Genomic DNA, 26,653 nt, shown 5'->3' with positions numbered 1-26,653 from the left:
CCTGCCCTGTAAAGGGCGGGCTTTTTTTTGACCTGCGTCTGGCACAGACAGTTACGAAATTATTTCACGGAGGAACTTGTTTTTTTCTGAGTGGTAATGATAATCGGTATCGTTCGTTTTTACGTAAATTTACGTCCCATTTACGCTGCTTAACATTCAAGAGGTCGGCGATGTTTGTTCCCTTTCTCATCATGCTGCGTGAAGGCCTGGAGGCAGCGCTCATCGTGAGCCTTATTGCCAGCTACCTGAAAAGGACGCAGCGCACACAATGGTTCCCTGCCATGTGGGCGGGCGTGTTTATTGCCGCTGCGCTTTGCCTTGCGCTGGGCATCGTCATTAACCAGACCACAGGGGAGTTTCCTCAGAAGCAGCAAGAGCTTTTTGAAGGCATTGTTGCGGTGGTCGCGGTCGTCATCCTGACCTCAATGGTGTTCTGGATGCGCCGGGTGGCGCGCAATATCAAGCTGGAACTGGAGCAGGCGGTCGATCAGGCTTTACAGAAATCAGCCGGGGGCGGCCTGGCCCTGGTCCTGATGGTGTTTCTTGCCGTCGCCCGGGAAGGGCTGGAGTCAGTGTTCTTTTTACTGGCCGCCTTCACTCAGGACGTCGGTTATGCGCCGCCGCTGGGTGCCGTGCTTGGCCTGGCGACGGCCGTTGTGCTGGGCATGTTGATCTACTGGGGCGGGGTTCGTCTGAATATGGCGCACTTTTTCCGCTGGACCAGCCTTTTTATTCTTCTGGTGGCCGCGGGGCTGGCAGCTGGCGCTATCCGTGCCTTTCATGAAGCCGGGCTGTGGAACCATTTTCAGCAGGTGGCGTTCGATATGAGTAACACCTTATCGACCCATTCACTGTTTGGCACGCTGCTTGAAGGCATTCTGGGTTATCAGGAAGCCCCCAGCGTAAGTGAAGTGGCCGTCTGGCTGCTTTATTTGATTCCGGCATTATTACTGTTTGTTATGCCTGCACGTGCTGGAACCTCAGCCGCTGCGCGCTAACGCGTTTACCAGGCGCGTCAGGCGCGCCTCTGACTGAATAGGGAAAAATATGAAGAAGCGTTTTCGTCGTCACGCGGTGCTGGCTTCGCTGCTGGCGGTTTCCGGCTCCACACTGGCTGCAGCCATTCCACAGGTTAGCGTGAGTGTCACGGACAAGCAGTGTGAACCGATGTCACTGACGGTTCAGGCGGGCAAGACTCAGTTTCTGATCAAAAACAACAGCCAAAAGGCGCTGGAATGGGAAATCCTGAAAGGGGTGATGGTGGTTGAGGAGCGCGAAAATATTGCGCCCGGCTTCAGTCAAAAACTGACCGCCAACCTTGAAGCGGGCGAATATGAAATGACCTGCGGCCTGCTGACGAATCCGAAAGGCAAGCTGATTGTCCAGGGCGGCGCGGGCAAAAACGTGCAGAAAGGTAAAACAGAACTGATGCAGCTGGCGGGGCCAATCAACGCCTACAAAGCCTACGTGACGGACGAAGTCAACCAGCTGGTGGCGGGAACCCAGGCCTTTACGGATGCGGTGAAAGCCGGAGATATCGAAAAAGCCAAAGCGCTGTTTGCCCCCACGCGCCAGCATTACGAACGTATAGAGCCGATAGCTGAGCTGTTCTCCGATCTGGATGGTCGCATTGACGCCCGTGAAGATGATTATGAGAAAAAGGCTGAAGACCCGAAATTCACCGGTTTTCACCGGCTTGAGAAAGCGTTGTTTGCCGATAATAGCACCAAAGATATGGCGGGCTATGCCGAGCAGTTAAACAACGACGTGCGCGATTTGCAGAAACGCGTTAGCGAGCTGGCGTTCCCCCCGGCCAAGGTCGTAGGCGGCGCCGCAGGGCTGATCGAAGAAGTGGCTTCCAGTAAAATCTCCGGCGAAGAAGATCGTTACAGCCGTACCGACCTGTGGGATTTCCGGGCGAACGTGGATGGCGCGCAAAAAATTGTCGAGCTGTTGCGCCCAGTCCTGAAGCAGGCAAATCCAGCGCTTCTGGCAAAAGTGGATGCCAATTTCGCGAAAGTTGACGCGATTCTGGATAAATACCGCAGCGGTCAGGGTTATGAATCGTATGAAAAACTGACGCCAGCCGATCGAACCGCGCTGAAAGGGCCGATTACTGCCCTGGCGGAAGATCTTTCTCTGCTGCGTGGCACCTTAGGCCTGGATTGATGATGGATAAGGATAAGGCGTTAAGCCAGCCATCGCGCCGCCGTTTATTGAAAGGACTGGGGATGCTGGGCGGCGCGGCGGCCGTCAGCGGTGGGTGTCCGTTTCATGCCGCGGCCGCCGAAAACCCGGACAGCTTTTCGCCCGGTACGGTAACGCCGAACGCGCGTCAGCAAGTGCAGCCCTTTTATGGCGTGCATCAATCCGGCATTACGACGCCACAGCAGGCGTCAATGATGCTGGTGGCGTTCGATGTGCTGACCCGCGATAAGCAGGAACTGCAGCGTTTGTTCAAACTGCTTACGCAGCGCATCGCGTTTCTGACCCGGGGCGGGATGGCGCCCGCGGTGACCAACCCACAGCTGCCGCCGCTGGATTCAGGCATTCTGGGGGCCGAGATTGCCCCGGACAACCTGACGATGACGGTTTCCGTCGGTCATTCCCTGTTTGATTCGCGCTTTGGTCTGGCGGCGCTTAAGCCGGCTAAACTGCAGGCCATGAGCCGTTTCCCTAACGACTCTCTGGATGCAAATCAGTGCCACGGCGATCTGCTGTTGCAAATCTGTGCTAACACGCAGGACACGGTGATTCATGCACTCCGTGATGTGGTGAAACATACGCCCGATTTGCTCGGCATTCGCTGGCGACGGGAAGGTTTTATTTCCGATCATGCCGCGCGCAGCGCGGGAAAAGAAACGCCCATTAATCTGCTGGGTTTTAAAGACGGTACGGCCAATCCCGATACGCATAACATGGCGTTGATGGATAAGCTGCTGTGGGTAACGGAAGAGCAGGCGGAACCCGCGTGGGCCCGTCACGGCAGTTATCAGGCAGTAAGGTTGATCCGTTTTCATGTGGAAATGTGGGATCGCACGCCATTGGGTGAGCAACAAACGATCTTTGGTCGCGAGAAATTAAGCGGCGCACCACTGGGCATGAAAAACGAGCACGACGTGCCGGATTATCGCCAGGATCCTGATGGCGATGTCATTGCGTTGGATGCGCATATTCGGCTGGCGAACCCGCGCACGCCTGCGACCGAAAGCAGCCTGATGCTGCGCCGGGGCTACAGTTATTCGGCGGGTATTTCAGCGTCAGGCCAGTTGGAAATGGGCTTGTTGTTTGTTTGTTATCAACATGATTTAGAATTGGGTTTTCTGACCGTACAAAACCGTCTGAATGGTGAAGCGCTGGAAGAGTATATACGTCCCTTTGGCGGCGGATACTTTTTTGTATTACCCGGCGTTATCAATGAAAATCATTATTTGGGCCAGTCCTTACTTGAAAGCTGATTAAATTTTAATCACGGCATTCTGTGCCTGACCGCCCAGCGTGCCGTATTTCTGTCTCAGGTTTTTTATCCTCCGCCTGTTTTTTCGCGCTCCGTTTTAAACCGTTGATGCTGCATTGAAAAATAAACTAACTCTCTGTAATACTTGCGTAATTTAATTTAAGTAAGGTTGGCGTTAACGCATGGTTGAATATTTATTTTTCAATAAAGTGAAAATACTGTTGCAAAATACCAATAAGATGGTTCACTTTACTATGAAAGCGTAATCGGGCGTGTTGATGTCTCACACTGGAGTTCGCGCATGGATAGATGTTTTTACAGCCGTTCAGCAGTAAAAAATATCGCATTTACCCGTGAGGAGGTTTCTTCCTCAACCGCTTTTACACCGCAATGTGTTTTCTCTTTTCAACCTCACTCCTTTTTTACCGGTATACGGCCTGGCTGTTTTGCTGCCGGATATCAATCGTCATGGCCTGTCACGGCTCTAAAGGAAGCCAACTGAAACCTCTAAAGCGTTCACGTAATCGCATCGGGCTTGTTGCCTGAGCGGGAAATGAAACCAACTGTAAGGTGCCACTATGGGAAGACAGAAAGCAGTGATCAAAGCGCGTCGAGAAGCAAGACGAGTGCTTCGCAATGACTCCCGCAGTCATCGTCAGCGTGAAGAAGAATCGGTCACTTCGCTGGTGCAAATGGGTGGGCTGGACTCGATTGGCATGGCGCGCGATGTGCGCGATCGTGCTCCGATTGAAGCCCGCAATGAAGCTCAGGCGCACTATCTCAACGCCATAGAATCAAAACAGCTTATCTTCGCTACCGGCGAGGCAGGCTGCGGCAAAACCTGGATTAGTGCTGCGAAAGCGGCAGAGGCCCTGATTCATAAGGATATCGACAGGATTATCGTTACGCGCCCGGTGCTGCAGGCGGATGAAGATCTGGGATTCCTTCCCGGGGATATCTCAGAAAAATTCGCCCCGTATTTCCGCCCGGTTTACGACATTCTGGTTAAACGTCTTGGCGCATCCTTTATGCAATATTGTCTGCGTCCCGAAATTGGCAAAGTTGAAATCGCGCCCTTTGCTTATATGCGCGGTCGTACCTTTGAAAATGCAGTGGTGATTCTCGATGAAGCGCAGAACGTTACCGCTGCGCAAATGAAAATGTTTCTGACCCGCCTTGGCGAAAACGTCACGGTGATTGTTAACGGCGATATAACCCAGTGCGATTTGCCCGCTGGGGTGCCTTCTGGTCTCGCGGACGCGCTGGCGCGTTTTGAAGAGGACGAGATGGTGGGCATTGTCCGTTTTGGCAAAGAGGATTGCGTGCGTTCCGCGCTGTGTCAGCGCACTTTGCATGCTTACAGCTAGCGTTCGATTGAGTCATGTAGCGACCAAAACCCGGCTTCGGCCGGGTTTTTTATCTCCGTGATGGGGCGCTATTCGCCGCTGCCGATTTGCCAGATAAAGGTAGGATCGCGCCCGTTGACTTCCCAGTCGCCCACGTTACGGCTTTTATAGATCACCGGATTGTGCGAGCCAATCGTTCGGGCATTGCGCCAGTGACGGTCCAGCGCTTTACTCACTCGCGTATCTGACGCGCCAAGCGCGTTAAACAGCTCACTGGCCGCACGCGTCACCCAATCCACGGCCACGACCTGCGCCTTCGCAGCCTCCACTTCTGCCTGGACGTTGGCGGCATGAATCTGCGTTTCATCTTGTCCCTGAACGTGCGTATCAAAAGCCTGTTGCAGCGCGTGCGTGGCCCGCTGCACGGCGGCATCGGTTGCCCATATCCAACTGCTGATCTGTCCCACCACCTGTAAGACCTGCACGTCCTGGCTGACCTGACGGGCATTACCGTGGCTGTAGATTCGTTTTCGGTTTGCTACGCCCTGTGACACGTCCCGCACGATAGCCCTGCCTATCCCGGCCAGCGTCGCCAGTAAGACATGCTGATAGAAGGCGGTTTGATATCGGAAGCGCTCGCTGAAATCATAGACATGGGCAGGTTCCACAACGGCCTGATGAAAACGCGTGGTTCCGCTACCGGTAAGACGTTGACCAAATCCGTCCCAGTCATCCTCTCGCACTACCGCATCCTGATGTGTACTGACCACCGCAATGACATCGCGCTGGTTGTCCGTACGCTTAGCGTAAACATCAATCCAGTCGGCATACAGCGTGCCGGTGCTGTAAAATTTTTCGCCCTCAAGCCGCCAGCCGTTGGCGGCGGGCGACACCTGCGTATTCACGTCTCCTAATCGAACGCTGCCTGTTTCACTCCAGCCGCTCCCGACAATATCACCGTCGATAAACCGATTAAACCAGCGCTGGCGCGCCTCACTGTCGGGCTGGTTAAGACGATCCTCGACAAAGGCCATGTGCGCGCGCAGCGCCTGAGGCAGGTTAGAATCCGCTTCTGCCAGCTCGGTCAGTAAGCGGAACAGTTGTGGCAGCGAGGCACCCAATCCGCCGTTTGCTTGTGGAATACGCAGCGTGCCAAAACCCGCCGCCTTCAGCCAGCGAACCGGCTCGTGAAGCAGGGTACGATTCCGTTCGCGATCGGCAGCGCCTTCGGCGATGCGGGCAAAGATGGGGCGGAAACGCGCCGCCAGTGAGGTGTAATCGGGCTCAGACATGGTGTTCTCCGTGTGTTGACTGGTCATCGATATCGTGACGAGTGGGTTCAAACCGGACGACTAACAGGAAAATGATGGGAATAAGGGCGGCCAGTGACACGATCCAGAATATATTGGTGCCATAAGCCGCCTGCAATATGGGCAGAATGAACAGCGCCAGCGCGCTCCCGATGCCTGAGACGGAACGACTAAAACCGACGCCGGTGGCCCGAATGTGCGTGGGATAGGAGAGGGCGGGATAGATCATTAACTGCGCTCCTGGCCCAAAGCCCTCAGCAAACAACCACAGCCCCAGCAGTAAAATGGCAAATACGACGCCGTAGGTTGCAACAGGATGGCCAATCAGAGCCAGTGAGATCAGCGCAATAAACTGCAGGGCAAATCCGGCAATCGCAACATGGCGTGACGGAAATCGCCAGGCCAGACGCATGCCAAGCAGGCCGCCGGTAAAGGCGAACAGCGCGTTAAGTCCTAGCGAGGCGGAGATCGTTTCAAAGACGCCCGCCCCCAGAAACTGCGCCAGGATAGAGGGCAGGAAAAAGGCGATCGCCGTATATTCGAATGAAATACAGGCGTTCATCACCGCCGCCACAACGGTGCGCTCCCGGTAAGGTTTTTGAAACAAGACGCGAAAACTGACCGCCTGGGCGACGGGTTTGGCCGCCGGCTCAGCGCGCTTATCTTCGTGCGCGTGAATGCCGTACGAATCGCGCAGGATTCGCGCTGCGCCGCTTAAATCCCCCTGGTTTGCGGCCCACAGCGGAGACTCATTCATAAACCTGCTGCGCACAGCAATGATGAGCAGGGCAGGCACTGCGCCAAACAGCAATGAAGCGCGCCACAGCCAGTCGAGGTGCTCTGCAGGCAGCAGAAAGTAAAGGCCAAAAATAATCAGAAAGCACACCGAAGACGCGGCATACCACATGGGGCACCAGGCGGCGAGCCGCGACGCTTTATTCCCCTTTCCGGAGAATTTCGAAAATTCGGCCAGATAGGCCATCGCGACAGGCAAATCGATGCCCACACCAACGCCCATCAAAAAGCGCGCGCCAATCAGTACCCAGACGTTCGGCGCCAGGCCGGCCGCAATAGCGGACACCACAAAAAAAAGCATGTCCGCCATAAAGACGGAATAGCGGCCATATTTATCCGTCAGCCAGCCCCCGACCAGATTACCGACAATGGTGCCAATCATAATGGATGAGGTGACCAGTCCGGTTAATGTGGGCGTTAAGCTGAATGTTTTCACGACATCATCAATGCCGTAAGACAGGGTGGTCAGGTCGTAGGCATCCAGAAATACGCCGCCTAACGCCAGAAACACGATCCAGCGTGCGTAGCTGTTTTTCTCACTTTGCGTATTAATCAACTTTGCAACGTCGCTGACGGAGCGAATGGGCGTTGAGTGAGGTAAGGGGATCGCGGCATCGTCATCGATATTTAATGTGCTCATTTTATCCTCGTTATTGTCTGTACAGGTGACGCCTTTATATGCAGGAATCGCGATGTAAACAAACAACAAAAAGTGATAACTATTACTTTAATTTCAATAAGTTAATTTGATTTTTGTAGATAAGGGAAATACCGGGTGCGCTGTGACGCATCCGGTAAAATTAGCGGGCAAGGGGACGTGATGTCAGTCTGCTCAGCGGCAGACGGGCTATCCGAACAGATCGTTAAATCCCCTCATGATGCCTCCGCAGGCACAACCCGGCCTGATACCGAGGTTGTGCGTCGATATCCTGCGCCGGGATGAGGATGCTCAAGGCGGGCGCCCTTAGCAAACAGCTTCTCTCTCAGCGTACCGGGTTGGTAATCCTGTTTATAAACGCCACGTTTTTGCAGTTCCGGCACCAGCAGATCGACGACATCAGCAAAGGTTTCATGCGTGAGGGCATAGGCCAGATTAAAGCCATCCACGTCCGTCTCCTCCACCCAGCTTTGCAGTTCATCGGCAACGGTTTCTGTGCTGCCCACCAGCAGGGGGCCAAAGCCGCCAATGCCCACCCAGTCGGCCATGTTTTGCACCGTCCATTCACGCTGCGGATCGGCTGTGGAGAAGCTCTCTACAACAGACTGAATGGCATCGGTATGCAGATGCTTAAAAACCTGATCGGGTTGGTACTGACTGAAATCGATGCCGGTCCAGCCGGAGATCAGCGCCAGTGCGCCTTCATGGCTGACATAGCGTTTGTAATCCTGCCACTTGGCCTGGGCCGCTTTATCGGTTTCCCCCACAATGACCGTTTGCATATTGAAAATCAGAATACTGCGCGGATCGCGACCGGCCTCCTCTGCACGACGACGTATATCAGCCACGGTTTTCTTCAACAGCACTTTAGACGGCGCGGCAACAAATACGCACTCGGCGTGTTGTGCGGCGAAGGCTTTACCGCGGCTGGATGCGCCTGCCTGATACAGCACAGGCGTGCGCTGGGGCGAAGGCTCACACAGATGAATGCCCGGTACCTGGAAAAACGTTCCCTGATGATTAATGGGATGCACCTTATTGGGATCGCTGAAAATATGACGCTGGCGATCGCGTATCACGGCATCATCCTCCCAACTGCCTTCCAGCAGCTTGTATACCACCTGCAGATATTCGTCGGCGTAGTCATAACGCGCATCGTGGCTGGTTTGGCTGACCTGTCCCAGATTGCGGGCTCCGCTTTCCAGATAGGAGGTAACGATATTCCAGCCGATCCGACCTTTGGTCAGATGATCCAGCGTCGACATGCGCCGGGCAAACGGATAGGGATGCTCAAAAGAGAGTGATGCGGTCAGGCCAAAACCGAGGTGCTTTGTCACCATCGCCATCGGCGTAATCAGAGCCAGCGGGTCATTGACCGGTACCTGGGCGGCACTGCGAAGAGCAGCATCATTATTCCCGTTGAAAACATCGTAAATCCCCAAGACGTCGGCGATAAACAGGCCGTCGAACTTACCGCGTTCCAACAGGACCGCCAAATCTGTCCAGTATTCCAGATCTTTGTATTGCCACGAGCGGTCGCGAGGGTGCGCCCACAGGCCAGGTGACTGGTGACCCACACAGTTCATATCAAACGCATTAAGGCGGATTTCACGTTGTTTAGGCATAGCAAACTCCTGAGCGGATGCGGCACTGTCGGGCCGCCCACTTCGTTGGGATGAAAAAGGGGGGTAAATTAATTAGTCAGAGAAAGGGGACATCGCTCATGACGCGTGTCATCAGTGAGGTTGAGCAACTGGCGTGCGACGGCCTCAGCATGTGTGGCAACCTGCGGCAGGCCCATTAATTCACCAAAACGTCCGCGCGCCGCAGGCCCGACCACATACAGATGAGGATTCGCCTGGCCCTTGGGGTTTAGCGTCTGTGACCGGGCATTGACATGAATTCCCAGCGCCAGCGGATCGGACTGAATAACGCCATCCTGAGCCAGCTGGTTGAGTAACGCATCGCGCTCAATCAACGCGCCATGCGCAGGACCGGTGGTGACGATGATCTTGTCCACCTCCAGCGCCTGTACGCCGCCGAAACGCGGCTGCAGGCTGAGCCTGACGGCAGAGGGCAACGCCGCCGCCGCGGTCAGTCGTGCGGCGAGCACGCGGAGTGTGCCGCTGCGTTGGTGGTGCTTTAACACCTGCCCAACCTGGGGGGCAATCCGATAACGGTGAACGTCCCACCATGGCCGCAGATGCCGCAGGAAACGCCGTTGTTCATCCAGCGACAGGCTTTGCCAAATCGCCTGACCGTTGTGACGGACCTCATCGAACACCACCTGCCACGGGATGTGCCTGGCCGCCGCCTGGCGAATTTCCTGTCTGATCCGGCGTAGCCAGGCGCGAACACCCAGAGGTTTGCTGAAATCAATACCAAGATGCCAGCTGAAATTGTCCTCAGTGAGGCTGGAACGCGGAAGCTGACCGCGTCGGGAAAAGACGGTGACTGGCCCGCGATGTCCCTGACGGTCCAGGGTCGCAACCATGTCTGACATGGTTAAGCCGGTACCCACAATGGCAACCCGGTCGTCAGGCGCAATCTGTGACAGGGCACCTTCCCGCCAGGGATCGGCAATCAGTGCCGGGTGAGGTGCCAGCGAGGCCAGGGCTGAGGGAAGTTGAGGCGCGGGATGGCTGATGGCCAGTACCACGATATCAGCATCGAGATGTGCGCCGGATGCGGTGCTGACCGTACCTTGTCGCAGCGCAACGGCGCGGTCCTGCACATGCAACAGCTCAACAGGGGAATGCTGTTTTACTGCACTAAACTGTTCACTGACCCACTGGCCAAACTGCCTACGCTGCGGAAAAACCGTGCCGTCGTGCCATTCAGCCGCCGCATCCCTGGCAAATGCGGCAGAGGCACGGAACCAGCGCTCAAAGCTGCCTTCCTCGTCGCCGGCGAGTTGCATACGCGAGGCGGGGACGTTGGTGCGATGCGCCGGATCGGTGGTCGAGTAAGCTACGCCCTGGGCCAGCTGCGCGCGGGGTTCGATGACCGTGACGCGCAGGCCCGGGCCGCCCAGACGACCAAGATGAACGGCCAGCGCCGTTCCGCTGAATCCTCCACCCACAATGACAATATGCTGCTCGGACATACACTGCCTCTCTGATTAGCTTGCACTGGCCTGTTTTTCGGGACGACGGTCGCCTCCGATGGTTTCGCCAAAAGGACCGGTATTAACCGTGCGCTGTTTATTTCCCGCAGGGGTTGAAAGCGGCAACAGCGGCATCAGCAAATCGGCAACCCGGTGTGCTTCTTCGAGATGCGGATAACCGGACAGAATAAAGTTATCAATGCCCAGCGCCTGGTATTCCCGAATCCGTTCCGCGACCTGCTGCGGATTTCCCACCAACGCGGTACCCGCGCCGCCGCGTACCAGACCGACGCCAGCCCATAAGTTGGGACCGATGCGCAGTCCATCACGCGAGCCACCGTGGAGTGCGCTCATGCGAGCCTGTCCGGTCGAATCCATTCTGGCAAAGATTTTCTGGGCGGCGGCGATGGTGTCTTCATCCAGATGTGCGATCAGCTTATCCGCCGCGGCCCAGGCTTCTTCCTCGGTTTCCCGCACGATGACGTGCAGACGAATACCGTAGGAAAGCGTCCTGCCGCGTTCCTCTGCGCGCTTCCGCACCCCTTCAAGTTTAGCGGCAACCTGCGCTAAGGGTTCGCCCCAGGTCAGATAGGTATCAACCTGACGGGCTGCAACGTCAACCGCTTCATCGGATGAGCCACCGAAATAAAGCGGTGGACCTTCGGCCTGTACCGGTGGAAAGAGGATCTCAGCCCCTTCCACGTGAATATGTTCCCCGTGATAGTCCACTTTCTCTCCTTTAAGCAGGCGGGAATAGACATCAAGAAACTCACGGGTGACCTGATAACGTTCAGCGTGGCTGAGAAAAATGCCGTCGCCCTTGTTTTCAACCGGATCGCCGCCGGTCACCACATTGATCAGCAAACGTCCTTCAGACAGACGATCCAGCGTAGCCGCCATGCGCGCCGCCAGGCTGGGTGGCTGCAATCCCGGCCGGACGGCTACCAGATAGCGAAGCTGTTTAGTAATCGGCACCAGCGCAGAGGCTACCAGCCAGGCATCTTCGCAGCTTTTTCCAGTGGGAATTAAAACGCCATAGAAACCCAGATTATCGGCGGCAAGGGCTACCTGTTGCAGATAGGGCAGGTCTACCGCTCTGCCGCCCTGGGTGGTTCCCAAATAACGCCCGTCACCATGTGTCGGTAAGAACCAAAAAAGATTGATGTTTTTTTCAGCGGTATCAGGCATTAGCAGATTCCTTTATAACGATATTTGAAATTGGCAATTAGAAAATTCATTTTCAGTTATATAGCTCTAAGCAGGATACGTGCCAACAGGTTAAGTGTTTTTTATTTATTAATATCAATAAGATAGGTTTTTATTGCGGCGGCGGCGGCTGCTGCAAATGCAGCAATATGTGAAGGATACTGCTGTATTTGCAGCAAATCACGCTGGGCAGCGGCTCGTTTCTGGCCGCAACAAGGGATATCTTTAGCGCTCTCTCACTCACTCAGCAGGAACGCGCTATGCAACACGCTGGCCCCGATTTAATTGACCCTGCTTCCCTGGCGTTCAGGCATATTCTGGATCAGCTGGCGCCCACGGACGCGACCGTATTAATCATTGGTGAAACCGGCACTGGCAAAGAGGTGATGGCGCGCTATCTGCATCATCACAGCCCGCGCCGCCATGCGCCCTTTATGGCAGTGAACTGCGGTGCGCTAACGGAGAGCCTGGCAGAATCAGAACTCTTTGGTCATGAGAAGGGGGCATTTACCGGCGCGACCGACCGTCATCGTGGCTGGTTTGAGGCCGCGCAGGGCGGGACGTTACTGCTGGATGAAATCGGCGAGCTGAGCCTGCCCCTTCAGGTCAAACTGCTTCGCGTACTGCAGGAAAGGGAAATTACCCGCGTGGGATCTTCTCGCGCAGTAAAGGTTGACGTCCGGGTAATTGCCGCGACGAACCGCGATCTGACGACTGCGATAGCCGAGCGGCGGTTTCGCGAGGATCTCTACTACCGGCTAAACGTCGCCAGCGTTGCCTTGCCGCCGCTGCGCCAGCGGTGTGAGGATATCCCGGTTCTGGCTAACTATTTTCTGCAAAGCTATGCGCGCCGACTGGGGCGACCGCAGCTGCGCCTAAGCGACGAGGCAATGGAAACGCTCAAGGCCCATTCCTGGCCAGGGAATATACGGGAACTGGAAAATACATTACACAACGCGGTGCTGCTCAGTGAAACACCGCAGGTAGAACCACAACAGCTGCGGCTGGGCACGGTGACGGGCACGGGGCGGGTACAAAAGCAGGATGCGCTTGATGATTTTATTCGCCAGCAGATCCAGTGCAGTGACACGCCACTTTATCCCCGCGTCATTGAGGCACTGGTGAGAAATGCCTATGAACTAAGCCAGGGCAACCAGTTACAGGCCGCGGCGTTGCTGGGGATTAGCCGTAACAGCCTGCGTACGCATCTTGGCCATTACGGCATCATCAAGCCGCGTCGCAGCCTGACTTCAACCCTTCGCACCGCGTCAACAACGGGCGCGCAGGAGCGCGAGTTGCGCATTGGTTATCAAAAGTTTGGCAACCTTGGCATCCTCAAAGCGCGCCAGCAGCTTGAACAGCAGCTGGCCGGGCAAAACGTCAGCATCCTGTGGAGCGAATTTCCCGCCGGGCCTCAGCTGCTGCACGCGCTGAGCCATCGGGAAATTGATTTTGGCACCACCGGCGAAGTGCCGCCTTTATTTGCCCAGGCCAGTCACTGTTCTCTGGTGTACGTCGCCTGGGAGCCGCCCGCGCCACAGAGCGTGGCGCTGCTGGTGGCTAAGCACAGTCAGATAAACCAGATGGCAGACTTAAGAGGCAAACGTATTGCCGTAAATAAAGGTTCCAACGTGCATTTTCTGCTGCTGCAAATCCTTGATGAGGCGGGGATGACGCCAGAGGACGTGCGGATTGTGTACGCGCCGCCTAAATACCCGCTCACGCCCAGCGATCTGAATGCCGTTGATGCATGGATGATGTGGGATCCTCTGCTGAGCGAGGCAGAAAAAGGGGAACAGCTCCGGGTCATTGCCGACGGCGTAGGACGGGTGAATAACCATCAGTTCTACCTTGCCGATCGCCACTTCGCGAACCAGTCTCCAGACCTTTTAGAAATACTGGTAACCGCGCTGGAGCAGACGGGGCGCTACATTGATGCCCATCCTAAAGAGGCCGCCGGGCTGCTGGCCGGGGAGCTGGGGATGTCTGATCGCGCGCTGCGCCTGGCGCTGGCCCGGCGGAGCCACCAGACGCAACCAATGAATCTGGCGATCATTCGTGAGCAGCAAAGAATCGCGGATCGTTTCTACGCGCTGGGCCTCTTTCCCCGCGCGATTAACGTACGTGACGCGGTGTGGTCGCAATGACGTTTTATGACTAAAGATAGAAGTTTTATGCATTAAGGCGTTGAGGCCTGATTTGCTATGTTGCGCTGACGACAACACCACTCAGGAAAGAGACATGAAAAAAATCATATTCAGCGCACTGCTTGCGGTCGCGCACATTAGCAGCATCGTGACGGCACACGCAGAAGAGAAACCCAGGGTAGTGAATATCGGTTTTCAGAAAGCCAACATTTTTGCCTTACTGAAATACCGGGGCACGCTCGACAGTGAATTCAAAAAGCAGGGGATTGCCGTGCACTGGGTGGAATTTCCGGCGGGACCGCAAATGCTGGAAGGGCTCAACATAGGCAGCATCGATCTGGCCGCAACGGGCGATGCGCCGCCAACTTTTGCGCAAGCCGCGCAGGCTGACCTGGTTTATCTGGGCCATTCACCGGCAAATCCACAAACCGAAGCCATAGTGGTGCCTGCGGATTCGACGATAAAAAGTGTCAAGGATTTAAAAGGCAAGCGCGTCGCCCTGAACAAGGGATCGGATGTGAATTATCTTCTGGTATCAGCCCTTGAGCAGGCGGGGCTAAAATACAAGGATATCACGCCGGTTTATCTTCCTCCTGCTGATGCGCGAGCGGCTTTCCAGCGAGGCGCTGTAGATGCATGGGTCATCTGGGACCCTTACCTGGCGGAAGTAGAAACCACCGCCGGCGCGCGGCTGCTTAAAAATGCCGAGGGGCTGGTACCGCACTACACCTTTTATCTGGCCAGCCGCAAATTTGCGGAAGGTCATCCAGACGAGGCCAAAGAGGTTCTTTCAGAGCTGCAAAAGCTGAGCAGCTGGGCGAATAAAAACCAGGGCGAAGCCGCTAAAATTCTGTCTGGCTCGACTGGCCTGCCCGAACCTATCTGGCAGCGCGCGCTGGCAAGAATGCCCTTAGGGGCCGAGCGGATGACGCCGGATGTTTTCAAAGAGCAGCAGGCACTGGCAGATAAATTTACACAAATTGGTTTATTGCCGGTGAAGGTCGATGTCCGCAGCGCGACATGGTCGCTGGATAAAAAGTAACAGGTGAATGTGTTAAAGGGCCTGCCGGGTAGACCGGTAGGCCTTTTGTATTGGTAGGGAATACATTTCGTAGCGCGTAATTTTTTGGGGAGCGGCTCGCACTTCGCGTACGCAAGGCGTGAACAGGTGAGTGGGTAATCTGAATCGCTGATAGTGTGGGCGGGTGTTATTCATGGCCAGCGGTAATGGCGATGCGCACCGATTGGATTTCTTGCTTTTTACAAATAGCTTCAGACCCATTTGGACGTAAGACCAGGGGCCTTTGGCTTGTGAAGTGTAGTAATCATTACTATAATTCTCGCCATAACGAAAAGGGACTTTTCATGGGTTTTACGCTTTATGTTCATAAACGTTTTGACAGAGTGTTTAAAAAAACGCGTCTGACAGACAGCGTCCTGTGTTACGCAGCAGGTGACGTTATTACTGGCGTGTTTGAGGCTGACTTAGGCGGTGGCGTTATTAAAAAGCGTCTTGCTCTTCACCAAGGCAAGCGTGGCGGCGTGCGAACGGTCATCTTCTTCAGACAAGGCACCAACCTGGTTTATTACGATGGATGGGTTAAAAACTTGTCGAGGAAATATGCCAGGGAAATCGATGAAGATCAGCTGGATACCTACAGGGATGTGGCAAGAATGTTTTTCCGTGCAAATAGTGAAGTGATGAGCCTGCTCGTCAGAAGCGGAATGGTCAGAGAGGTTAAATGTAATGAAAACTGAACCCGCCGAATTGAGTGAACTACTTGAAGATGCGAAAGCGTTTCACGCGTTAGGACTGGCAACAGATGAAGAAGTGGAGTCCATAGCAAAGCGCGCAAAAAATCGTGAACTCCGTGCCCGTATTGCATCAGTAAAGCCCATGACAGCAACTGAAATCAAAGACGTGCGCATGCGTTGGGGAATGTCGCAATCGCTTGTGGCGCTCTCATTTGGCATGACGGTCGATAGCGTATCGAAATGGGAGCGAGGTGAAATCACACCGAGCCCACCGGTGATGCGGATGCTGCAACTCCTTCGCGATAACGGCCCTGAACTCTTTACCTCTAAGCATCAAGGTATCTAGACGCCGAACCCCGGTCGGGGCTTCTCATCCCCCTCGGCGGAGAATATGCAAAAAAAAAAAGTCCAGAGGTTAGTCTGGACTCTTCTTTGAATGTGGCGGTGAGAGGGGGATTCACTCGCTGCGCTCGCCCTTCGGGTGGCCTGACGGCCATGCAAAACGGCGGGCCGTTTTGTCGAACCCCGGTCGGGGCTTCTCATCCCCCTCGGCGCAGAATATGCAAAAAAAAAAGTCCAGAGGTTAGTCTGGACTCTTCTTTGAATGTGGCGGTGAGAGGGGGATTCGAACCCCCGATACGTTGCCGTATACACACTTTCCAGGCGTGCTCCTTCAGCCACTCGGACACCTCACCGCAAATTGTTGCTGACCGCGCTGGGTCAACGGGGCGCTACTATAGGGAGTCGGCCTGAAACGGTCAAGCACTATTTTTCTCTTTTTTTCTATTCGCTTAAGCTCTGAACGAATCGCGTTAAGGCTGCGCAAATCGCGGTTTTTTGGCGCCAAAAACGCGATATTGCACAGCGTAACAGAAGGGGGAGATTCGCTGGGTTGCCTGAGCTTACGGCGCGCTTTTTACGCGGTTGGCAAAACTCTTGCGCAGCTTTTGCAGTTTGGGGGGAATCACCGCCATGCAGTAACCGTTGCGCTGACCGGCGCCTTCCCAGTAATCCTGATGATAACCTTCAGCGGGATACCAGGCTTTTAACGGTTCAATGGTGGTCACAACAGGCTCAGCATGATCCTGTTGGGCACGCGCGATGGCCGCTTTGGCTTCGGCTTCCTGCTCCGGCGTCTCAACAAAAATCGCGGAACGATACTGTGTACCGATGTCATTGCCCTGACGATTGAGCTGGGTCGGATCGTGGGTCGCAAAGCTGATGTCCAGCAAATCGCCATAGCTGATCTTTTCAGCATCAAAACCAATACGAATGGCTTCGGCATGACCGGTTGCGCCGCTGCACACCTGCTCGTAGGTGGGATTAGGGCGCGCACCGCCGGTATAACCACTTTCCACTGACTCAACGCCGATCACATCTTTAAAGACCGCTTCTGTACACCAGAAACAGCCGCCTGCGATCACTGCATATTGGATAGCCATAAAATTACTCCTGTCTGGTCTGAAGGAAAGAGGTGGGGATGAGATCGATCGTTTTCAACGTCACACAAGGCATTTCAGGCCGTTGCCAGGTTTTAGCGGGGTGATGGCATGGTGTGAGACGAATGATTTAGCGTAGCAGGGATCGATCGCCCGCGCCTGGCGGGCAGCCTGAAGGCGCGGCAGGTTAATGTTTCCTTAATATAAGGAAGCGATACTGCATAAAACATCACTGGAGAGATCGATGAAAACCCCCACCGTATCCGTCAGTTCTGTTCCGTCTCGCAGCCTCAGCGAATATCTTGCCGTGCTTATTGCCGTCGGCACAGTGATTGCGTTTCTGGTCTGCTGGTTCAACGGCTAAATCACGCAGTAGCAAAGTTTACCCTGGCGCGGCAGCCTGAACGATCTGGGCGATTTTCCAGCAGGAATTGTCCGCCATGGAGCTGGACAATCCGGCTGACAATGCTCAACCCCAGGCCAATGCCGCCGTAGCCGGTATCCATGCGTACAAAGGCTTTACTGAGTTCACCGCGCATACTTTCATCAATGCCGTTCCCTTCATCCTCAATGATGAGCGACAGCCCGGCTGTTGCCTCAATGCGCACCGTAATGTTTCCGCCCGATGGACTGTAGCGATGAGCATTCTCTACCAGGTTACGCAGTAGCATTCTCAGCAAGATGGCATCGCCCTTCACCCGGAACATGTCCTCGACCTCCAGGGTCAGAGTCTGCTCGCGCGTCTCCAGCATTGCACTCAACTCAGCCTCCATCGGCAGGATGACTTCCTCTACTATCTCAACATTCTGATAACTGCCAGAGGTGAACTGCTGACCTGCACGCGTGAGTTGCAACAGTTGAGAGACATTGCCAGACATCTGATCAAGCCGCTGTAATAACGGTTGTGTATCGACGGCCTGGTTGCGCTGTAACAGTTCAAGATGTAAACGCAGCGCAGCGAGCGGCGTACGCAGTTCATGAGCAACATCGGCAGTAAAGAGGCGTTCGCGTTCAAGACTGGCGGTCAACCGCGCAACAAGTCGGTTAATGGACTGCGTGACGGCATCAATCTCCTGAACGGAGCCTTCAAAGATAATCGGCTCGAGGTTCACCTCACTCCGGCTTTCCAGCTCATGCTGCAGTTGATAAAGCGGGCGAGTGATCCATCTTACCGCCTGATAGCACAGCAGTAGCGTCAGGCTAATCATGACCAGGCTGGGCAGCGCCAGGCTCAGGATGGCTTCACGGACCTCTTTATCCACGTGCTTATCCATGTTGCGGTTAAGCAGGTTGGCTTCCACCAAAAACTGCACCTGCTCTTTACTCTCATGCCAGAGCCAGGCCACGCTGATCAACTGAAAAAACAGCATGATCATGCCAATCGTGAGCATCAGCCGGAAACGCATGGTATTGCCAGAACGGTAGGGATTCATTCGGGTGATGACTCGTTTTCTGCGCGCGGCTGAGATAAGGCATAGCCAAAACCGCGAACCGTTCGGATCGTGGCTTTGCCCACCTTGTCGCGCAGGTTATGAATATGGACTTCCAGCGTATTGGTGGAGGGCTCATTATCAAAGTTGTAGATGTCCTGATACAGCAACTCACGGTGAACCGGATGGCCTGCTTTCAACATCAACCGGGACAGAATGGAAAACTCTTTGGGCGTCAGGTCGAGCAGCACGTCATCCAGATGAATCTGGCGGTGGGTCATATCCAGTGACAGATTACCCACTTCGAGGCGGGAATCGCCCTGGTTGACGTGACGCCTGATCAGCGCGCGAATCCGTGCCAGCAACTCATCCAGCGCAAAAGGCTTAATCAAATAGTCATCAGCGCCGGCATCGAGTCCGGCTATGCGCTCTTCAATGGTATCGCGTGCGGTCAGGATTAAAACGGGCTGCATCTGCTTTTGACGACGCAGGCGTTGCAGTAAATGCAGGCCGTCTTCGTCCGGCAGGCCGATATCCAGCAGCACCAGGCTGTAAAGTCCGCTGGCAAGGTGGGCTTCGGCAGAACGGACCGTTGAAACACCATCGCACACGTAGCCTGCACCTTCCAGCGCCAGTACCAGCCCCTGAAGTAGCAGGGCATCGTCTTCAACAATCAATATTTTCATAAGTTCTGAAACCCTTTACGAATCGGCGCTGGCAGTGAGAAAGGCAGATAAAGCGTGTTTGAGTCCCCATCGCGGGGGTGAACAGGACAAGCGCCCCGGCTATTGTGACCGAAAGCAACGTAAACGCCTATTGCGTCAGGGAATCTCACCCTATTAATCGATGGCAAACGACGCGTAACCTTTACCGAATGCCGCGATAACGCTGAGAGACTGCCTGACGCAATGCCACATTCAGACGAATGGCAACGCCGTATGACGAAAACCTTGCCAGGGCAATAAAGCTGTCGCGATATAGCAAAACATAAAATGCCGCATTGCCAAAAGGACGTAATCAGTAATATGGGAAAGCGACGCCCAAAAAATGATTTCATACGGAAAGGAATTATTAATCCAGGACGGATGGAAAGTCATTAATTACTATTATCACCGATTAAAAAGCGTTCATGAAACCAACAAAATACCGCCCATCCGTGTACGCGCGAATGAGTTGACAATAATTTTAAACAGTCTGCTGATTAAAGATTAAGAAAACCTTAAACAGGGCCATTTATTACACTTTTATTTCACTGTTGAGCGCTTGATAAAAAGACGGTATGCGCTCAGGGATCGGTCCGGGCCAGTCCAGGGCATTGGAAAGCGAGACGGCTGGCACAGGAAATGCACATTCCTGGCAGAACGAAATTTAGCGACTACACTTTATGGGGCGACAATAGCAGCCAGCGGATTTATCAGCATCAAAACACATTTGTTTTTTGAAAAAGGGTTGTTGAATTGCAGGGTTTTACCACGCAGTATCCTTACTTCACATGGCCTTGAGCCAACCTCTTGCTGAAACGTCCTCTGCTGTGATGTCCTGATGATGAACCTATTTACAGGAGAAGACACGTGACCCAGATGGCAGATAGTGATGCCTCATTTCCGTCATTGAGCGGCGGTCTGTATGCCTTCTTTTTTGATGTCGATGGCACGCTGGCAGCGATTCAGTCCCAGCCCGATGCTGTATTCATTCCAGAAAATGTCGTCGCAGAACTGCAACGGCTCTCATCGTTATGCCATGGCGCAGTGGCGCTGGTTTCTGGCCGACCTGTCGAACAACTGGATGCGCTGGCGGCGCCTATGCGGGCACCGGCAGCAGGCGTGCATGGTGCTGAACGGCGTGATGCGACAGGCGAACTGCATCGGGTGACTTTGCCAGATGATGTTGAACGTCCGCTCAAACGCCTGCTTGAGGAGGCGATGGAGCAGTGGCCGGGTACGCAGTTAGAAGCCAAAGGCATGGCTTTCGCGCTTCATTACCGTCGCGCGCCGCAGCACGAACAGGATGTCATGCAACTGGCTCAGGCTGCGGTGGCGCGTTTTAACGGCCTTGCGCTGCAACCCGGCAAATGCGTTGTAGAAATCAAACCCACCGGGATTGATAAAGGCGCAGCCGTCCATAAATTTATGCAGGAAGCCCCATTCTCAGGCCGTATCCCGGTGTTTATCGGGGATGACCTGACCGATGAAAAAGGATTCGCTGCGGTGAATGCCCTGCAGGGAATCTCTATAAAAGTGGGGGAAGGCCCCAGTCAGGCGCATTATCGTTTACATGACGTTACGGATGTCTATGCCTGGCTTGAAACAACACGATTACAATTAGAGCAAGACAACATTGGTAAGGAGTGTAGGTTATGAGTCGTTTAGTGGTTGTATCTAACCGTATCGCCATGCCAAATGGGAACAAAACCGGTGCTGGCGGCCTGGCCGTCGGCATTCTGGACGCGCTGAAGAGCACGGGCGGACTCTGGTTTGGCTGGAACGGTGAGATCAGTGAGTTTTCAGGTGAAGAAGAAAATCCGGTATCGGTAATGGAACATGACGGTATTGAATATGCCTCTTTCCCTCTGAGCCAGAACGAATACGATCTTTACTACTGCCAGTTTTCAAACACCGTTATCTGGCCCGCCTTTCACTACCGGTTAGACTTAGTTCAGTTCCAGCGCGAAGCCTGGGAAGGCTACTGTGAGGTCAATGATGCGGTCGCGCAGCGATTAAAGCCGCTGATTAAGCCGGATGACATTCTGTGGATCCACGATTACCACTTTTTACCTTTTGCCGCTGCATTGCGTCGGGCTGGCATTAACAACCGTATCGGCTTCTTCCTGCATATTCCTTTCCCTACGCCGGAAATTTTCAACGCGCTGCCTCCTCATAAGGAACTGCTGGAGATGCTGTGCGAATACGATCTGCTGGGCTTCCAGACAGAATCAGATCGTGTGGCTTTCCTCGACAGTGTCAGCCAGTTGACCCAGTTGCAGAATAAGGGTGACAAGAAACACCGCGCCTATGGCAATACCTTTATGACAGAGGTCTACCCGATAGGGATTGAACCCGACAGCATTAAAGAGATGGCTGAAGGGCCGTTGCCACCGAAGATGGCCGCGATGAAAAAAGAGCTGGGCGATGCCCGCAACATCATCGCCTGTGAGCGTCTGGACTACTCCAAGGGGTTACCAGAACGTTTCCTGGCTTACGAGGCGCTGCTGGAAAACTTCCCTCAGCATCACGGCAAAATTCGCTATTCTCAGATTGCGCCCACGTCACGCGGTGATGTGCAGGCTTACCAGGATATTCGTCATCAGCTTGAAACCGAAGCAGGGCGCATTAACGGTAAATATGGGACGCTGGGCTGGACGCCGCTGTACTACCTTAACCAGCACTTTGACCGTCGTCTGTTGATGAAAATCTTCCGTCTTACCGACGTGGGGCTGGTGACGCCGTTACGTGATGGGATGAACCTGGTTGCGAAAGAGTATGTTGCGGCACAGGACCCGGATGACCCGGGCGTACTGGTACTGTCCCGCTTTGCCGGTGCGGCGAATGAGCTGACCTCGGCATTGATCGTGAATCCCTATGACCGGGATGAGGTGGCCGCTGCGCTGGACAAAGCCATTACTATGCCGCGCACGGAAAGAATTTCTCGCTATAACGATATGATGGCGGTTCTGCGTAAGAACGACATCACCGCATGGCGCGAAAGCTTCCTACGCGATCTCGAAAAGATTGCGCCACGTAGCGCCGATCATGGAATGGCGAATAAAGTGGCCACATTTCCAAAACTCGCCTGATGCCGCAGCAAGCCAGGGATGGCTTGCTGTTTGTCGTATTTGACCCTCGCTTGCCGTCTGCAAACGCTCCTTATGTTTTAATCAGTTACCCTTAACTCAAAGGCGGTCCCGTACCGCGGCAGGACACTATTCCGGCACTTTTGCTGTCAAAATGACCCATTAAAATGTCAAAACACTATTTTTACCTGGTTAAGCTAAAGTTTTGAAGATCCGGGCCGATACTCTTAGTGCATAAAACTATCTTGCCTGCAATTCATTTACGTTATTAATGTAACTCCTTGTTACATCGACGATCACCCTCTAAACACCTTGCTGTCACCCTTTACAACGGATTGCCAGAACGCGCCTAATCCCCATCGCCTGCCGGACATGGCTGTTGCCCCTTACTCTGCAGTAAAACGCTAACTGACTAATTTAAAAACAAATAATTGTTTCTGCTGGCAGCACATTCCACTGCTTTTATGGTTTTGAATGGTTCTAAATAGGGTACAAATTGCATTCGTGAACATAAACCTGACCTCAACGGTCTGATTTGGCTTTTGCGGCCGTTTTGTTGCTAATTAAGTCCTGGTTAGGACAAATCCATACAAAAAAAACGTAATTTCGCTCAAAAAACACACAGTCAAAATGTGATCATAAAGTATTTCTGAAGAAAAAAGGCTCAAAAGTGTGACCTGTGTCACACTTTATCCAAAATTTCACTGAACTGTCGTTGTATGTGAGGATCAGACGATATAGATTTGCCTTGTTTTCGGATTAGTCTTAAAAAATGTATGAAGGCCTCACGGAAGAAGGTTGAAGACTTAAGAATAAGGTGGACTGAAAAAATTGACTTCTGACCCAAAACACAGGGTCGTAAAAAGAAGCAGCACTCAGAACCATTTGCCTTTTATGTTTAATTATTTTTGCCATCTTTAGATTTACCAACCAGCAGCTCGATACGCAGAGATGTTATCTGCGGTAAGTTACGTCGCGTCTCTCAGGATGGAAAAATGGGTACATCTGAATTACTAAAACATATTTACGATATCAACTTGTCATATTTACTGCTCGCGCAGCGATTAATTAACCAGGAAAAAGCTTCGGCAATGTTTCGCCTCGGGATCGATGAAAAGATGGCAGATGCGTTGTCAGAATTAACCTTACCTGAAATGGTAAAATTAGCTGAGACCAATCAACTTGTGTGTCAGTTTCGTTTTACCGATAGCACCGTTATTAATCGCCTGACGCAGGAATCTCGCGTGGATGATTTGCAACAGATCCACACCGGGATTTTGTTATCCAGCCGTTTATTACGCAGCGCGTCTAAAGACGCCGCGCCTACTAAAAAGAGGGCGGTATAATGGGTGAAAAAAGTATTGTTCAGGAAGCGCGCGATATTCAGCTCGCCATGGAGCTGATTACCCTGGGTGCGCGGTTACAAATGCTTGAAAGCGAAACGCAGCTGAGCCGCGGTCGCCTGATTAAACTGTATAAAGAGTTGCGTGGTAGTCCACCACCTAAAGGCATGTTGCCTTTCTCTACTGACTGGTTCATGACGTGGGAACAAAATATTCATGCTTCCATGTTCTGTAACGCCTGGACTTTCTTACTGAAAACCGGTTTGAGCAAAGGTATTGATGCGGTAATCAAAGCCTACCGCCTCTATCTTGAGCAGTGCCCGCAATCGGACGAGGGCCCGCTGTTGGCGCTGACACGCGCCTGGACCCTGGTGCGATTCGTCGAAAGCGGTATGCTGGAATTATCGGATTGTAAAAGCTGCAACGGCAGCTTTATTAATCATGCACATCAGCCTGTTGGCAGCTTTGTCTGCAGCCTGTGCCAGCCACCATCACGTGCCGTAAAAAGACGTAAACTTTCTGCAGATACTGCCGATATCTTTCCACAACTGCTGGATGAACAGGTTAAACACGCCGTTTAAATTTGTTCGCAATGTGGAAGTCATCCAGCAGCGGTTAATCCCGCTGCTTTTTTTTTGCCTCCACGTGGTGAACATCACCTGGGTTTCTGGCTTAACGTCGACCAACACGTTACGGACGTAAGGATTTTTTGTGCTGATAATTTTAGGTTACATCGTTGTATTAGGTTCCGTGTTGGGCGGATACGCTTTAGTGGGCGGCCATCTTGGCGCGCTTTACCAGCCTGCAGAACTGCTGATGATCGCCGGGGCGGGCGTCGGTGCGTTTCTGGTGGGCAACAACGGTAAATCGATCAAGAAGACCCTGAAGGCCCTGCCGCTCCTGTTTCGTGGCTCGAAATACAACAAAGCGGTCTATATGGATTTGATGGCGCTGCTGTATCGCCTGATGGCGAAATCACGCCAGCAAGGCATGTTGTCACTGGAGCGCGATATTGAAGATCCCGCTCAGAGCGAAATTTTTGCTAATTATCCCCGCATCTTAGCCGATAAACAGTTAGTAGATTTCATCACTGACTATTTACGCCTTATGGTCAGTGGCAACATGAATGCCTTCGAAATCGAAGCATTGATGGATGAAGAGATTGAAACCTACGAACACGAGTGTGAAGTTCCTGCGCAAAGTATCGCAGCAGTGGGCGATGGCCTGCCGGCTTTCGGTATCGTCGCCGCGGTGATGGGCGTAGTGCATGCCCTGGCGTCAGCCGACCGCCCAGCCGCAGAGTTAGGTGCGCTGGTTGCCCATGCAATGGTGGGAACCTTCCTCGGGATTTTACTGGCATACGGTTTTATTTCGCCGCTGGCGTCAGTGTTACGTCAGAAATGTGCAGAAACAACCAAGATGATGCAGTGCGTAAAAGTGACGCTGCTTTCAAGCCTGAACGGCTATGCGCCACAAATCGCCGTCGAGTTTGGCCGTAAAACGCTTTACTCCGCCGAGCGTCCTTCGTTCAGTGAACTGGAAGAGCACGTACGCAACGCGAAGAACCCGGCTAAACAGACTTCGGATCAGACCTCATGAAACATGGCAATCGCCCAATTGTGCTGATTAGAAAGCGCAAACATAAGAAACATGAAGGAGGGCATGGTTCATGGAAAATCGCTTATGCCGACTTCATGACGGCGATGATGGCATTTTTTATGGTGATGTGGCTGCTGTCGATCGCCAGCCCACAGCAGTTGATTCAGATAGCGGAATATTTTCAGACGCCCTTAAAAGTGGCGCTGACGGGTGGACAACGCAGCAGCGACAGCAGCAGCCCTATCCCGGGTGGCGGTGACGACCCAACGAAGAAAGAGGGTGAAGTTAAGAAGGTTGTGGATATGGATGCGCAGAAACGCAAGCTGGATGAGATTCGCCTCAACCGGTTACGTGAAAAGCTCGACCAGCTGATTGAAGCCGACCCGCGCCTGAAAGCACTGCGTCCGCATTTGATCATCAACATGGTGGAAGAGGGGCTGCGTATTCAGATTATCGACAGTCAGAATCGCCCAATGTTTAAAACCGGCAGCGCAGAAGTTGAACCTTATATGCGCGACATTTTGCGCGCGATTGCCCCGGTTCTGAACGACATTCCAAACCGAATCAGTATCGCGGGGCATACGGATGATATTCAGTACGCCGGTGGTGATAAAGGCTACAGCAACTGGGAGCTCTCTGCTGACCGCGCCAATGCGTCACGTCGGGAACTGGTGATTGGCGGGCTGGATGGTGGAAAGATTCTTCGTATTGTCGGCATGGCTGACACGATGAAACTGAAAAACCGCGGGGGGGATGATGCCGTGAACCGCCGTATTAGTTTGCTGGTGTTGAACCACGATACCGAAGCCGCCATTGAGAAAGAGAATGCTGAAAGTGATGCCGTGCAGGTTAGCGATCCGGCTGCGTTTGAGAAAGTTACCGAACCTTCAGCCTCCATCGGTACAGCAGCAGATAAAGCGGGTGCAGTGAAAACCGCAACCTCAGCACCGTCCGCCTCGGCAGGCGGTGCGATGAAAACGACAGCGTCTTCGCCGTCCGCCCCGGCGAACGGCACAGTGAAAACAGGCACTTCCACGCAGCCCGCGTCTTCAGCGGGTGCGGTGAAAACAGCAACGTCCGCACAACCAGCGTCTTCGACTGGTGCGGTAACAACCGTATCTCCCGCGCCGTCAGCCTTATCGACGGGTACGGTGATAACAGTAACCTCTGCACCGCCAGCGTCATCGGCTGGTGCGGTTAAAACAACCTCCGCGCCGTCAGCTTCGTCGGCTGGTGCGGTCACTACAGCAGCCCCCTCACAGCAGAGGTGAT

General features: G+C 53.7%; 22 protein-coding genes, 1 tRNA gene and 1 other RNA gene. 14 read left to right on the top strand and 10 right to left on the bottom strand.

Annotation, left to right across the window (positions count from 1 at the left end):
* Positions 1-170: 170 nt before the first annotated feature.
* The 4 genes from efeU to phoH all read left to right on the top strand — a co-directional run bounded on the left by efeU (position 171) and on the right by phoH (position 4,824).
* Entirely contained in the window at positions 171-998 is an 828-nt protein-coding gene (gene efeU / locus EL29_RS09070; protein ID WP_013026128.1) for an iron uptake transporter permease EfeU, read from the top strand.
* A 49-nt stretch (positions 999-1,047) separates the two neighbouring features.
* Positions 1,048-2,169 (top strand): iron uptake system protein EfeO, encoded by a 1,122-nt coding sequence (gene efeO / locus EL29_RS09065; protein WP_013026127.1) that lies wholly within the window; start codon positions 1,048-1,050, stop codon positions 2,167-2,169.
* Positions 2,169-3,458 carry an iron uptake transporter deferrochelatase/peroxidase subunit gene (gene efeB / locus EL29_RS09060; RefSeq protein ID WP_028715243.1) on the top strand — a complete coding sequence of 430 codons (1,290 nt, stop codon included), beginning with the start codon at positions 2,169-2,171 and terminating at the stop codon, positions 3,456-3,458. Before efeO ends, efeB begins: the two co-directional genes overlap by 1 nt.
* 577 nt (positions 3,459-4,035) lie before the next feature.
* Entirely contained in the window at positions 4,036-4,824 is a 789-nt protein-coding gene (phoH, locus tag EL29_RS09055) for a phosphate starvation-inducible protein PhoH (RefSeq protein ID WP_013026125.1), read from the top strand.
* A 68-nt stretch (positions 4,825-4,892) separates the two neighbouring features.
* Here the strand turns inward: phoH and EL29_RS09050 are convergent, their stop codons facing one another.
* From EL29_RS09050 to ssuD, 5 genes are all read right to left on the bottom strand, one after another.
* Positions 4,893-6,095: an acyl-CoA dehydrogenase family protein gene (locus EL29_RS09050; protein ID WP_015700089.1), complete on the bottom strand. Its 1,203-nt coding sequence runs from the start codon at positions 6,093-6,095 to the stop codon at positions 4,893-4,895.
* Positions 6,088-7,548 carry an MFS transporter gene (locus tag EL29_RS09045; protein WP_028715242.1) on the bottom strand — a complete coding sequence of 487 codons (1,461 nt, stop codon included), beginning with the start codon at positions 7,546-7,548 and terminating at the stop codon, positions 6,088-6,090. The genes EL29_RS09050 and EL29_RS09045 overlap by 8 nt, the downstream gene beginning before the upstream one ends.
* A gap of 233 nt (positions 7,549-7,781) precedes the next feature.
* Positions 7,782-9,191 (bottom strand): LLM class flavin-dependent oxidoreductase, encoded by a 1,410-nt coding sequence (locus tag EL29_RS09040; RefSeq protein ID WP_013026122.1) that lies wholly within the window; start codon positions 9,189-9,191, stop codon positions 7,782-7,784.
* Positions 9,192-9,259: 68 nt separating this feature from the next.
* The gene (locus EL29_RS09035; RefSeq protein WP_013026121.1) at positions 9,260-10,672 is read right to left on the bottom strand and encodes an FAD/NAD(P)-binding protein; all 1,413 of its coding nucleotides are present in this window, start codon (positions 10,670-10,672) and stop codon (positions 9,260-9,262) included.
* A gap of 15 nt (positions 10,673-10,687) precedes the next feature.
* The gene (ssuD, locus tag EL29_RS09030; protein WP_013026120.1) at positions 10,688-11,860 is read right to left on the bottom strand and encodes an FMNH2-dependent alkanesulfonate monooxygenase; all 1,173 of its coding nucleotides are present in this window, start codon (positions 11,858-11,860) and stop codon (positions 10,688-10,690) included.
* Positions 11,861-12,138: 278 nt separating this feature from the next.
* Between ssuD and EL29_RS09025 the strand changes: the two genes are divergently transcribed.
* The 4 genes from EL29_RS09025 (at position 12,139) to EL29_RS09010 (ending at position 16,126) form a co-directional block, all read left to right on the top strand.
* Positions 12,139-14,025, top strand: a complete 1,887-nt coding sequence (locus tag EL29_RS09025) for an aliphatic sulfonate ABC transporter substrate-binding protein (RefSeq protein ID WP_028715241.1) — start codon at positions 12,139-12,141, stop codon at positions 14,023-14,025.
* 94 nt (positions 14,026-14,119) lie between these two features.
* Positions 14,120-15,067 carry a sulfonate ABC transporter substrate-binding protein gene (locus tag EL29_RS09020; protein ID WP_015700094.1) on the top strand — a complete coding sequence of 316 codons (948 nt, stop codon included), beginning with the start codon at positions 14,120-14,122 and terminating at the stop codon, positions 15,065-15,067.
* 323 nt (positions 15,068-15,390) lie between these two features.
* On the top strand, positions 15,391-15,783 hold the full coding sequence (locus EL29_RS09015; RefSeq protein ID WP_022623268.1) for a type II toxin-antitoxin system RelE/ParE family toxin: 393 nt from the start codon (positions 15,391-15,393) through the stop codon (positions 15,781-15,783).
* Positions 15,773-16,126: a helix-turn-helix domain-containing protein gene (locus tag EL29_RS09010; protein WP_014605595.1), complete on the top strand. Its 354-nt coding sequence runs from the start codon at positions 15,773-15,775 to the stop codon at positions 16,124-16,126. Before EL29_RS09015 ends, EL29_RS09010 begins: the two co-directional genes overlap by 11 nt.
* A 93-nt stretch (positions 16,127-16,219) precedes the next feature.
* Here EL29_RS09010 and EL29_RS09005 read toward each other — a convergent pair.
* From EL29_RS09005 to pmrA, 5 genes are all read right to left on the bottom strand, one after another.
* A non-coding RNA gene (locus EL29_RS09005) (RtT sRNA) lies at positions 16,220-16,344 on the bottom strand.
* A gap of 43 nt (positions 16,345-16,387) precedes the next feature.
* Positions 16,388-16,475: transfer RNA gene (locus tag EL29_RS09000), tRNA-Ser, on the bottom strand.
* Positions 16,476-16,682: 207 nt separating this feature from the next.
* Positions 16,683-17,222, bottom strand: coding sequence for a peptide-methionine (S)-S-oxide reductase MsrA (gene msrA / locus EL29_RS08995; RefSeq protein ID WP_024472094.1), 540 nt, complete (start codon positions 17,220-17,222; stop codon positions 16,683-16,685).
* Positions 17,223-17,584: 362 nt separating this feature from the next.
* Complete coding sequence (gene pmrB / locus EL29_RS08990; RefSeq protein ID WP_028715240.1) at positions 17,585-18,652, bottom strand: two-component system sensor histidine kinase PmrB; 1,068 nt, start codon at positions 18,650-18,652, stop codon at positions 17,585-17,587.
* Positions 18,649-19,335 (bottom strand): two-component system response regulator PmrA, encoded by a 687-nt coding sequence (pmrA, locus tag EL29_RS08985; protein WP_014593911.1) that lies wholly within the window; start codon positions 19,333-19,335, stop codon positions 18,649-18,651. Before pmrA ends, pmrB begins: the two co-directional genes overlap by 4 nt.
* An 885-nt stretch (positions 19,336-20,220) precedes the next feature.
* On the opposite strand from pmrA, the gene otsB reads away from it, so the two are divergent.
* From otsB to motB, 6 genes are all read left to right on the top strand, one after another.
* Positions 20,221-21,009 (top strand): trehalose-phosphatase, encoded by a 789-nt coding sequence (gene otsB, locus EL29_RS08980; protein ID WP_013026112.1) that lies wholly within the window; start codon positions 20,221-20,223, stop codon positions 21,007-21,009.
* A complete protein-coding gene (gene otsA / locus EL29_RS08975) occupies positions 21,006-22,442 on the top strand; it encodes an alpha,alpha-trehalose-phosphate synthase (RefSeq protein ID WP_013026111.1) in 1,437 nt (478 codons plus the stop codon). The genes otsB and otsA overlap by 4 nt, the downstream gene beginning before the upstream one ends.
* A 992-nt stretch (positions 22,443-23,434) precedes the next feature.
* Positions 23,435-23,785: a flagellar transcriptional regulator FlhD gene (gene flhD, locus EL29_RS08970; protein ID WP_006120236.1), complete on the top strand. Its 351-nt coding sequence runs from the start codon at positions 23,435-23,437 to the stop codon at positions 23,783-23,785.
* Positions 23,785-24,363, top strand: a complete 579-nt coding sequence (gene flhC, locus EL29_RS08965; protein WP_013026109.1) for a flagellar transcriptional regulator FlhC — start codon at positions 23,785-23,787, stop codon at positions 24,361-24,363. Before flhD ends, flhC begins: the two co-directional genes overlap by 1 nt.
* A 130-nt stretch (positions 24,364-24,493) precedes the next feature.
* The gene (gene motA / locus EL29_RS08960) at positions 24,494-25,381 is read left to right on the top strand and encodes a flagellar motor stator protein MotA (protein ID WP_006120238.1); all 888 of its coding nucleotides are present in this window, start codon (positions 24,494-24,496) and stop codon (positions 25,379-25,381) included.
* Positions 25,378-26,652 carry a flagellar motor protein MotB gene (gene motB, locus EL29_RS08955; protein ID WP_013026108.1) on the top strand — a complete coding sequence of 425 codons (1,275 nt, stop codon included), beginning with the start codon at positions 25,378-25,380 and terminating at the stop codon, positions 26,650-26,652. The genes motA and motB overlap by 4 nt, the downstream gene beginning before the upstream one ends.
* Position 26,653: the final 1 nt, after the last annotated feature.

Origin of the sequence: Pantoea ananatis LMG 2665 (assembly GCF_000710035.2) — a bacterium.
In the GTDB taxonomy this organism is placed as follows: Bacteria; Pseudomonadota; Gammaproteobacteria; order Enterobacterales; family Enterobacteriaceae; genus Pantoea; species Pantoea ananatis.
Note: the sequence above shows the minus strand (reverse complement) of the source record. Positions and strands in the feature narration are given on the sequence as shown.